The organism is Edaphobacter aggregans DSM 19364 (assembly GCF_000745965.1).
Taxonomy (GTDB): Bacteria; Acidobacteriota; Terriglobia; order Terriglobales; family Acidobacteriaceae; genus Edaphobacter; species Edaphobacter aggregans.
Genome location: NZ_JQKI01000185.1, coordinates 1 through 9,053 on the forward strand (window position 1 = coordinate 1; position 9,053 = coordinate 9,053).

Sequence of the window (9,053 nt, forward strand, 5' to 3'; positions counted from 1 at the left end):
GTGCAAACCGCCACAAGATCACCATCAAGTGGAAGTTCACAAGGAAGCTGGCACGCCTGAAACTGAACTACTCATTCAAGCGGTCACAGTACTAGGCCCGTTGGTTCCATACCAGAACGCACCGCGCATATCGTGTTGGGTAGCTTGGCGTGAAACCGCAAGAACGATTATTGTTGCCAACCCGCATGAAAAGCCTGAGTTACTTTCCTCGCTATACGCATTCATGGTTGCCGAAAACATCGCTAAGGGACTAGGGCCGGAAGCTGTTGAGTGGATGACGTTGACAACTAACACTCGGCAATAAAGGCCGGACAAGAGGCCCGTAGAGAGGCCCTTAGAACGCAGAAGGTATCTACCCCTCATCCAAGCTTCACCGAGCCCGCCAGCAGCCTTAGAACGCGAAAGACAGCTATCTAGATCGGAGACATCAAGTGACAGCAAACGGAAAATTTCAACGCGGCAAGACTGTTCGACTGAAAGAGCAGGCGATTGCCGCATTGCTTACCAATCCTTCGATGCGAGATGCAGCAAGGGAATCTGGTGTTGGTTACAGCACGCTAATCAGGTGGAGCAATGAACCACAGTTTGCTGCTGAGTTGCAGGCCGCAAGGAATCAATTACTAGATGGCGCAATTCAGCGATTGAAGGCGTCAGCATTCAATGCCGTCGGCACACTGATTGAGGTCGCTGGCAATCCCGGCAGTTCCGACATGGCGAGAGTGTCCAGCAGCAAGGCGCTTATCGAATTAGCGTTGAGGGTTTGTGCAATTGAGCAATTGGCACAAAAAATTGAAGACTTGGAGAGGAAATCAGCCAATGAGAACAATGGGGGAGTTGAAGGGATTACACAAACGCTTACAGAAACTTCAAACGAATGTTGGCAGTAACAACGTTTGCTTGACGTTGGCAGATGGAACGCACCGCTACATGAAAATTCAAACGCTATTTACAACATTCGCAAATTCCGCAGTAGGAACAACAACGCCTGAGACGGAAATCATTCTTGCTTCGGTTTCCGACAATTCAGGAACGAAATTAGCCGAGCTACTAAAAGCACTAACAACAGGAGAAAAACAATGAGCGATCTAAAGAAAACTGATTTTCAGAAATTGAGGGATGTTATTTGGCAGACTGTGAAGGAGAGGCAGATTTCACCCAAGATACCCCCAACCCCTCCCATTCCAAAGCTTGCTGATGTGATTGACGTTTAGGACTATAACCATGACTTCAACAACAGGAGAAAAACAATGAATGATCTACAGCGGTTGCGCCAACTCGTAATGAGTCATCAGACCGTGAGGCAAGCAGCCAATCACAACCATGTGGGCTTGCAGGCCAGCGCAGAGAGCATTGACGACTTTGCTTATTTTGCAACTGATAGCTTCAATGGCCGCGTTTTGCCACAACAGAAATGGACGCAACCAAAACCGTTGCCACCCGTCGTTGTCTTCAAGCATTTCCAGAAACGCTAACCAACAACCATCAACCAAGCAAAGGGATACAACCATGAATGCAACAGCAGAAGTTATTGAGGGAACAGAGGCGTTTGACTTGATGATGCTTGCCCGCATGGGGGAGCACGAACTTATCAATACGCTTGTTCAAGCTTGCAAACGGTATGTCGAGCTTGTGGCGCAAAACAAACAGACTCACATTGCAACGCTTGAAGACAAGCTTGACGAACTAATCACAACGTCAAGGAATCTAAAGGCCAACGCTGAGAAATTGCACAACGCAACGTTTGAAACAATGCGCTCACATGCCGATGCGGAAAATGAAATGCGCCGCGCAGACAACGCCCTTGCTCAACTGCACTACGGAGCGCGGCACACTGGCTTATCAACGCGTGCTGAAACAGCAGGGCGAGAAAAGCAGATTGAGCAAGCGAAAAAGCGGTGCCATGACGCTGCATTTGCGCATTCGATGGCCGCAACAGCAATACGCAACGCGACCATGCTTGAGAATGAGGCCATTGCTGCTGCAAACGCGGCGTTGGGTGAGGCGAAGAACGTTCGCGGGCAACTGGAGTTTCTGAACGGAGTTGCTAAGGTAAGGACAGGAAACGGACTTTTTATCTCGTAGCTGAAGATTTCGCAACGTAGATGCTGTGATTGTGGGCTACAGTAGCTCAATCCTACACTTGGATTTCCTTATGCCGGGGCTGTCTCTTCGCTGAGACAGCCTCTCTTTTTGCGGACACTGGCGAACCTCTGTGAACTAACCCTTTCAATGAAATCAGTGATATAGCGAATTCCGTAGAATTGGCTTGATATTCCACCGTCTCTGACCTGATGATGTGGGCATGAGCAAGACAGCGTTTGCGTACCTGAGAGTCAGCGGCAAGGGTCAGATCGACGGTGACGGCTTCCCTCGCCAGCTTGAGGCGGTAACCCGCTACGCTGCTGCCCACAATCTCAAGGTCGTCAAGGTCTACCGGGAAGAGGGCGTGTCAGGCACCAAAGGAATGGAAGAGCGTCCGGCCTTCAACCAAATGGTTGCTGAGCTACAAGCCAACGGTACACGCATCGTGTTGATTGAATCGGTCAACCGGCTGGCTCGAGAGTTGATGGTGCAGGAAACACTCATAGGCGTCCTGCGGCGGGGTGGTTTTGAACTGGTGAGTGTTGCCGAACCTGACCTTTGCAGCGATGACCCAAGCCGGGTCATGGTGCGTCAGCTATTCGGCGTCGTCAGCCAATATGAGAAGTCAACGCTGGTAGCAAAGCTGAGAGGCGCACGACGACGCGCAAAGGCCAAGACGGGCCGCTGTGAGGGCCGCAAGCCCTATGGTGATCGTCCTGGGGAATCTGAAGTCATCGCCCGCGCCAAGTCTCTCAGAGTGTCCGGCCTGAGTTGGGACATGGTTGCGCAGCAGTTGAATGCAGCCGGAATGGCAACCCGCTACGGTGGGCAGTGGTTCGGTTCAACGATTAGCAAGATTGTTGGGCGGAACGATCTATGATGGTCGCTATGGATGACTCCGGGATTCTCAGTGAAGAACGCCTAGTGCGTGAAAACGATAGAGAGCGTATCGCCAGAACAATTGAAATTGTGCATGGACCCGTCATGCGCTATCAGGTGCGAATACAGGACATTGTTATCGAGAACGCTGTGGTCTCACGTAGGGACATTGACACTGCACGTGGACACTTCGATATCTGGGAAGAGGCACAACGCTACGTGAATGAGAGAGTCAAAGAGTTCAGAGCAGCAGGCTTCGAGTATGAACCTGTGACGAAAAAATTGCTCCGAAGGTGGACACTTTACAGTGACATCCCGCAACGCCATTATCGACAGATTGCTGCCCGTTCTGAGAATGACGCTTTCCTTGTACTGGTGTTTGAAGGCAATATATTGCGAGTCAAACCGTTCGCAAAGCAACCTGTCAGCCGTGAACGATATGAATTCAAGGCTGCCGAACTAGCGTTGAAGAAAGCGGAAGAAATCTATAAATCAAGTCTTGCTAATGGCTGGTCAGACTACCACCCGGTTTACGGTTAGCTGGTGGTGGCTTCACGGAGAGTTTTAGCGAGTGAAGAAGTGTATAAATGGTTCAATCATGACCTTAATTACAAATCAACAACAGTACAGCATTAGTTCTCACGACTTTATTTGGTCGCAGCTACAAGGAACGCCCTTCCCCTCTAGTCCCCGCTTTGACTTGGTTCTGGCTTACGTCTCCATCACCCTTGAACACCAACACGCAATCATCAATCTTGTTGGGCTAAAGCTGGTAGGGTCAGCATTTGCCTTACTTCGCCCACAAGTTGAAACGGCCTTCAGAGGATTGTGGGTAAATTTAATTGCAACAGATGAGCAAGTAACAGCAATAGCTAAAGACGGCAAGGAACCTTTCCCCAAGTTTCGAGACATGGCTTCGGAACTTGATACACGGTATGGATTGGATGGTTGGTGTTCAAGCATTGCCGCTCAATGGGGAGCATTGAATGGCTTTACGCATTCTGGCTTGGAACAATTGGGCCATCGCTTCCGCGACGACGGCAACATTTTCCCGACCTATCCAGACGAGATGATCGCGTCCCTTTTACAACTTTCAGCGACCATTTCAATTGGCCTTTTACCAGCTATCTACCGCAACATGGGTCTTCAAGACAAAGCCTCAGCTTTGGAACAATGGCTTGACGATTATGTGAAGCCTAAGCCCGACGTTGTACCAACACCGGCCCTTTCGTAATCTCAGGAACAGCTTCAGCAAAACCGAACGATGGAGCATGAGCACGAACAGACTGTTGCTTGTAGTCAGAGCACAGGTGCGCGTAATGACGCATGGTAATGCGTAGGTCTTTGTGTCCAAGCTGCCTTTGCAGCACTTCAAGAGGCATACCGTTCATAACGCTGTGACTCGCGTATGTGTGGCGCAATATATGGAACGTCACGCCTTCAATGTGGGCAGATTCGCAAGCGGCATTCATGGGCCGTTGTTGCTCTGACTGTTTCCACGGATTGCCGTCAGCCTTCAGGAACATTCGGTCTTTCGGGCTACGGCCCTTCATCAGTTGTTTGAAGAAAGCGACGCCTTCATCGTTCAGATCAATATGGCGCGATTCCCCGTTTTTGCTTTTCGCAATAAACACCTGACCTTGGCTTTCGCTAAAGTCCTCGACATCCATTGCAGCTAACTCACCGTAACGCGCGCCTGTAACCAATGCGCCTTTTGCTAGCGTTTGAAAGTCTTGCCCACATGCGGGGATGAAGACTTTCAATTCATTCCCAGAAAGGAACCGGTCCTTCGGCACGTCAACCTTCTTGAACGGTTCCACATCTTTCCAAGCGTTGTCTGTGCTCACTCGCCGCTTCTTCTTCTTTGCGTAGTTCAATGCAGCTTTCAACACGGTGAGTATGCGGTTTGCTGTGGCTTGACGCTTCCGGAGTGTTTCCGGGTCGTCATCAATTGCACGGTGCGCATGCGACAACGGTAGCTTCGCTTCTGTGACGCGCATCCGATATTGGCCCTTTGGCTTGCCGTGAACCATACGGACGCACCAGACCTTTTCCTTGACGAAACCAGTACGCTTGCGCGGTGAGCCGTCAGCTAATGAATCGCGCCACTCCTGCACCTTGCCATGTGTGAGCTTACCGAGTTGAATATGCCCCAACGCTGGCAGAATGTGGGCATCAATCGTTGATTTGGTACGGTACACAGGCTTGCGCTTCTCACGTTCCAAATGCTTCAGGTAGTCGGCCATTGCGTCAGCAACGGTGTATTTGCCGCTGACCACTTCACCGGCGTCTTCGGCAACCTTCCGCGTAGCCCACTCCCTTGCCTTCACCTGAGCCTGATCGAACGACAGCACGGCGATGCCGTCAGCATCCGTGTGATCGTCAGCTACCCCCAACGGCTCAAAGCTGTACTTGGTGCCGCCTTCGTGCCTTCTGGCAATCCATGAGCCTCCGCGCACACCTTTGCGGTAGCCAAGGGCAAGGCCAGTTTGAATCTTCGCGGTGTGAAGCTTCGGGCTGACAGTAAGGGAGCGGCGGGCCGTCCGGGTATCGAGTTTCAGGTTGGGTTTGAGTCTTGCCATGCCCTAAACATATCAAAAACTTTTCAAAAAGACGGACACGAATTTCAAAAAATCTCTGTGGACGATTTCACCCTTATTCAGGGAATCAAACAACGTAAACATAGCGTCGTTATTGGACAATATCACCATTCAAGGTTCCATTACACTGCCAACAACGGTTACCAACAACGAACCCTGATTCCCTCTTTCACGGCGATAACACGGGTTCGAATCCCGTCGGGGACGCCAAATCTTATCAATGGTTTACGTTGGAATCGTGACGGAGTCCTATCTTCACGACTGTCAAGCTGGACGCAGCTTTATCAGAGACTTCAGCGGGGGCTGTGTTACGCAACGGGTTGGGGAATCTGGGGGAGATGTTGCGGGACGCTGTTTTATCCAGGCAACAGCAACTGAGCCAATCGCGCTAGAACAGATCGAATGATGGAGGAGATCGTTGAACGAGAGAACCTGAAGGAAGCATTACGGCGGGTCAAGGTGAGTCAATCACGACAAACTGATGGCTCAGATCGCCAAGCGCTTCGAGGACAGGCGGCTGCTGAAACTCATCCGGGCGTTCTTGAATGCCGGGGTGATGGAAAACGGGCTGATCAGCCCAAGCGTAGAAGGAACTCCTCAAGGAGGACCTATCACTCCCCTTACACAAAAGGTAATTTTGAATTCGAGAGGGTAGTGACGGGCTGGCGGGGTATTCATCCAGTAATTGACCTGCGCCGTAAGCGGTAGTATGTTTATGACAGATGGCTCGATCGACCAAAGCGGACAAGGCTCGGCAACTGAACGCCGCTTACGCCATGCTGCTGGACCATGTTCCGTTGCCCGAGGCAATGCAGCGCTTATCGCGAGAGTTCGACCTGTCAGAGCGTCAAGCCTACCGGTACCTGGAGGAAGCGACACAGCTGAACCGGCCGGTCGAAGTTTCCGAGGCTACGGTGCCGATCACACTCAAGCTCCCGGCGGGAACAGCACGTCTTCTGCGGGCCTATGCGAGGAGCAGTGGGCTGACTATCGGAGCGATCGTCACACGCGCGTTGGCCGCGTTTCTGAGTACTCAGAGGAGGCATGGCTGAGCCGCGCCAAACGCACGGCTCGCTTCAGGTTCGCGTTGACTATGTGTTTGATCGCCTGCACGATTCAAAGCTCGCCCAGGCCTACAGTCTTTTGGTGCCCGTTCGGGAGCGTCCCATTGGCGGCAGTGTAAAGGAGTTCGAACATGAGGATAGCGGCGATCTACGCGCGGGTGTCGTCCGAGCAGCAGCGGGAGGCGAAGACAATAGCGAGCCAGACGGCGTCGCTGATCGAGTTCGCCAAAAATCACGATCTGGAGGTTCCCAAAGAGTGGGTCTTCGAAGATGACGGCTATAGCGGAGCGACGCTGGAGCGGCCGGCCCTCGAGCGTGTGAGGGACCTTGCCGCCGAAGGACAGATCCAGGTAGTGCTGGCGTATGCGCCGGACCGGCTGAGCCGCAAATACGCGTACCAGATTCTCTTGATCGAGGAACTGGCCCGCAACGGAGTCGAGACGCTGTTTGTCAAAGCACCGCAGGGTTCCAGCGCGGAAGATCAACTGCTGGTGCAGTTCCAGGGGATGATAGCGGAGTACGAACGAGCTCAGATCCTGGAGCGATCGCGCCGCGGTAAGCGGCACCGGGCCCAGTCGGGTGAGGTCAGCGTGATGAGTGGTGCTCCTTATGGTTACTGGTCCAGAGCCAGAGGTTGGCAAATGCGCTGCCTTCTCGTAACAGGGTAACTTCCGAATTGTCGCTATTCGCCCAATACATCCCTTCCGCTATGCCGACATAGCCGGTCAGAAAATTCGTCCTTGGCCTTCAAATTTGGGCTGTTGTTTCATCGTTGCTACCGCACCTTCAATCCGTATTTCTGCGTCGCTGGCGGCACAATGCCATTCATGCGCAGGTACTCGACAAGCTGGCCATAGTGGTCGGCCATGTGCCAGACGGCAACCACGGCGATGCCGAGTTTGGTGTTGGGGCCGGCGTAGCGGCCTTCAATGCGATCGAGCGCGTTCTGAGCCGTCAGGGTCGAGAGCACGCGGTTGCCGTAATCGAACGAATCCTTCAGGTATTTGAGAAGCTCGCTCTTTGTTCTCGCAGGATCGTGTCCGCCCCGCTCGCAATCGTCGGGAGGGTTCTTGCTCTCGAATTCGTTGAAGAAAGCGAACTGTGCACAGGCGACATGCTTGATCTGTTCGCCGAAGCTGCGCACGCCTTCGTACTTCCCATTGGTCGGAATGAATGAATATTTGTCCTCGGGCATGGCTTCGGCAAGGCCGAGTAGATCGCCTTCCGCATATTGCAGCGTGCCGGCAACGCTTTCGGAGATTGACTTCGGTATCTCCGGTTCCTGCGATGCCGCTTTGGATGCAGCCTTGTCTGCGGTCTGACAATTTGCCGGAGCACTGAGCGCGGCAGCAGAAAGGAAAACCAATATCGGTATGAGAGCAGTCTTCATAGGCTTCTCCAATGGAGAGAGCATACACCCCGGCCTGAAATCGCCGTGAGGACTTTCACACGCTATAAATGCATCTACTTCGCTTATGAAAACGGCGAAGGGGCAGTTATCATGACCAACAGCGACAACGGCCGTGCTCTATATCGAACTCATGGGCAGCATCGCTTGCGAATACGGCTGGCCTGACTACGTCCCGCAGGAGCGTACCCTTGTCTCCGTGCCGCTCGCCGAGCAGCTCCAGTTCACCGGCAGGTTCCAGATCAAGGATGGTCCCGCCATAGAGATAAGGGAAGCCAAAGCATCTCTCCAACTCTCTATCGGGGGCGGCGAACCAAGACAGTTATTCACCTCGTCGTCCCAATCCTTCTTCCTCACGGATGACGTTATGCAGCTTAGCTTCGATAGTCCAAACCATGGCACAGTGATCTTCGGCACTCGAAGGGACACCTTCGAGCGAGTCCCGGACGCGACGCCGAAGCCATAATGCCTATTGCACGCGAGATTTTAGCGTCAACTTCCGGTATGTCGCCAAGCCGGAAGTTACCATTTAGATAATACGGGCCCAGTGGAAGAGTGTCGCGGGTTCCTTTGGCGACCTTGCATTTCCTGCGCATCACAACTGGCATGGCACCGAATTCCAACGTGCCCAAAACGTGTTTTAGCCGAAAAACAAGCCATGGAAATGCCAGGGCATGGAAAGCATGGAAATCCATGAAGCCGGCTTTCCACCCTTCCCACACCCTTTGGAAATGCCTGCGGGGATTCCCAATCATTACCACGGCTACGGCGACTATCATCTATCTGAATACCGGCAAAGCCCGCCGCAAACCCGCAATCAGAGCCACTTTCGCCGCAAGGGGCTTGTAAACCATGTCTCCGGTCTAAAACGTAAAGGATGTCCCGGTACGCTCACTTTAACGCCCCCTGGACCACTCGATCACGGATTGCGGGAATCGAAAGGATGCGGACTTTCTTGCCCCCATCCTTTGGAATCTCCTTCTTCCGTGCCTGCATGGGCCGATACGTGTTGGCAACTAG

Annotated in this window: 15 protein-coding genes; 13 read left to right on the forward strand and 2 right to left on the reverse strand. The window is 52.7% G+C overall.

The features are described 5' to 3' along the window. The 9 genes from Q363_RS43315 to Q363_RS37605 form a co-directional block, all read left to right on the forward strand. Nucleotides 1-304: hypothetical protein (locus Q363_RS43315; protein ID WP_211256411.1), on the forward strand; the 304-nt coding region annotated here is incomplete at its 5' end. A gap of 127 nt (nt 305-431) precedes the next feature. Next, a complete protein-coding gene (locus tag Q363_RS28630; RefSeq protein WP_035357516.1) occupies nt 432-887 on the forward strand; it encodes a hypothetical protein in 456 nt (151 codons plus the stop codon). 40 nt (nt 888-927) lie between these two features. Then, nucleotides 928-1,080 (forward strand): hypothetical protein, encoded by a 153-nt coding sequence (locus Q363_RS41470; protein WP_157467771.1) that lies wholly within the window; start codon nt 928-930, stop codon nt 1,078-1,080. Then, entirely contained in the window at nt 1,077-1,211 is a 135-nt protein-coding gene (locus Q363_RS45700; RefSeq protein WP_281176099.1) for a hypothetical protein, read from the forward strand. The genes Q363_RS41470 and Q363_RS45700 overlap by 4 nt, the downstream gene beginning before the upstream one ends. A gap of 36 nt (nt 1,212-1,247) precedes the next feature. Then, a complete protein-coding gene (locus Q363_RS28635; protein WP_035357518.1) occupies nt 1,248-1,472 on the forward strand; it encodes a hypothetical protein in 225 nt (74 codons plus the stop codon). Between the two features lie 34 nt (nt 1,473-1,506). Further along, nucleotides 1,507-2,082, forward strand: coding sequence for a hypothetical protein (locus tag Q363_RS28640; protein WP_035357521.1), 576 nt, complete (start codon nt 1,507-1,509; stop codon nt 2,080-2,082). Between the two features lie 220 nt (nt 2,083-2,302). After that, entirely contained in the window at nt 2,303-2,962 is a 660-nt protein-coding gene (locus Q363_RS28645; protein WP_035357525.1) for a recombinase family protein, read from the forward strand. Continuing rightward, nucleotides 2,959-3,501: a hypothetical protein gene (locus Q363_RS28650; protein WP_035357527.1), complete on the forward strand. Its 543-nt coding sequence runs from the start codon at nt 2,959-2,961 to the stop codon at nt 3,499-3,501. The genes Q363_RS28645 and Q363_RS28650 overlap by 4 nt, the downstream gene beginning before the upstream one ends. Nucleotides 3,502-3,532: 31 nt before the next feature. Then, entirely contained in the window at nt 3,533-4,195 is a 663-nt protein-coding gene (locus Q363_RS37605) for a DUF6988 family protein (protein WP_035357530.1), read from the forward strand. Here the strand turns inward: Q363_RS37605 and Q363_RS28660 are convergent. Then, nucleotides 4,158-5,543 (reverse strand): tyrosine-type recombinase/integrase, encoded by a 1,386-nt coding sequence (locus Q363_RS28660; protein ID WP_051979475.1) that lies wholly within the window; start codon nt 5,541-5,543, stop codon nt 4,158-4,160. The two genes, Q363_RS37605 and Q363_RS28660, sit on opposite strands and share 38 nt — an antisense overlap. A 740-nt stretch (nt 5,544-6,283) precedes the next feature. Between Q363_RS28660 and Q363_RS28665 the strand changes: the two genes are divergently transcribed. Next, entirely contained in the window at nt 6,284-6,613 is a 330-nt protein-coding gene (locus Q363_RS28665) for a hypothetical protein (protein WP_035357533.1), read from the forward strand. A 143-nt stretch (nt 6,614-6,756) separates the two neighbouring features. After that, complete coding sequence (locus Q363_RS28670) at nt 6,757-7,293, forward strand: recombinase family protein (protein ID WP_035357535.1); 537 nt, start codon at nt 6,757-6,759, stop codon at nt 7,291-7,293. 107 nt (nt 7,294-7,400) lie between these two features. Here Q363_RS28670 and Q363_RS28675 read toward each other — a convergent pair whose 3' ends face one another. Continuing rightward, complete coding sequence (locus Q363_RS28675) at nt 7,401-8,015, reverse strand: DinB family protein (RefSeq protein ID WP_051979476.1); 615 nt, start codon at nt 8,013-8,015, stop codon at nt 7,401-7,403. Between the two features lie 133 nt (nt 8,016-8,148). Here Q363_RS28675 and Q363_RS28680 point away from each other — a divergent pair, with 133 nt between their 5' ends. Continuing rightward, nucleotides 8,149-8,499, forward strand: a complete 351-nt coding sequence (locus tag Q363_RS28680) for a hypothetical protein (RefSeq protein WP_157467772.1) — start codon at nt 8,149-8,151, stop codon at nt 8,497-8,499. A gap of 208 nt (nt 8,500-8,707) precedes the next feature. Beyond that, nucleotides 8,708-9,053: hypothetical protein (locus Q363_RS43320; RefSeq protein ID WP_211256412.1), on the forward strand; the 346-nt coding region annotated here is incomplete at its 3' end.

What these genes read in the sequence shown, in the direction of transcription:
- Q363_RS28660 (WP_051979475.1), bottom strand. Translation starts at nt 5,543, where the DNA reads ATGGCAAGACTCAAACCCAACCTGAAACTCGATACCCGGACGGCCCGC.
- Q363_RS41470 (WP_157467771.1), top strand. Translation starts at nt 928, where the DNA reads ATGAAAATTCAAACGCTATTTACAACATTCGCAAATTCCGCAGTAGGA.
- Q363_RS28645 (WP_035357525.1), top strand. Translation starts at nt 2,303, where the DNA reads ATGAGCAAGACAGCGTTTGCGTACCTGAGAGTCAGCGGCAAGGGTCAG.
- Q363_RS28650 (WP_035357527.1), top strand. Translation starts at nt 2,959, where the DNA reads ATGATGGTCGCTATGGATGACTCCGGGATTCTCAGTGAAGAACGCCTA.
- Q363_RS28675 (WP_051979476.1), bottom strand. Translation starts at nt 8,015, where the DNA reads ATGAAGACTGCTCTCATACCGATATTGGTTTTCCTTTCTGCTGCCGCG.
- Q363_RS28640 (WP_035357521.1), top strand. Translation starts at nt 1,507, where the DNA reads ATGAATGCAACAGCAGAAGTTATTGAGGGAACAGAGGCGTTTGACTTG.
- Q363_RS28665 (WP_035357533.1), top strand. Translation starts at nt 6,284, where the DNA reads ATGGCTCGATCGACCAAAGCGGACAAGGCTCGGCAACTGAACGCCGCT.
- Q363_RS28635 (WP_035357518.1), top strand. Translation starts at nt 1,248, where the DNA reads ATGAATGATCTACAGCGGTTGCGCCAACTCGTAATGAGTCATCAGACC.
- Q363_RS28670 (WP_035357535.1), top strand. Translation starts at nt 6,757, where the DNA reads ATGAGGATAGCGGCGATCTACGCGCGGGTGTCGTCCGAGCAGCAGCGG.
- Q363_RS45700 (WP_281176099.1), top strand. Translation starts at nt 1,077, where the DNA reads ATGAGCGATCTAAAGAAAACTGATTTTCAGAAATTGAGGGATGTTATT.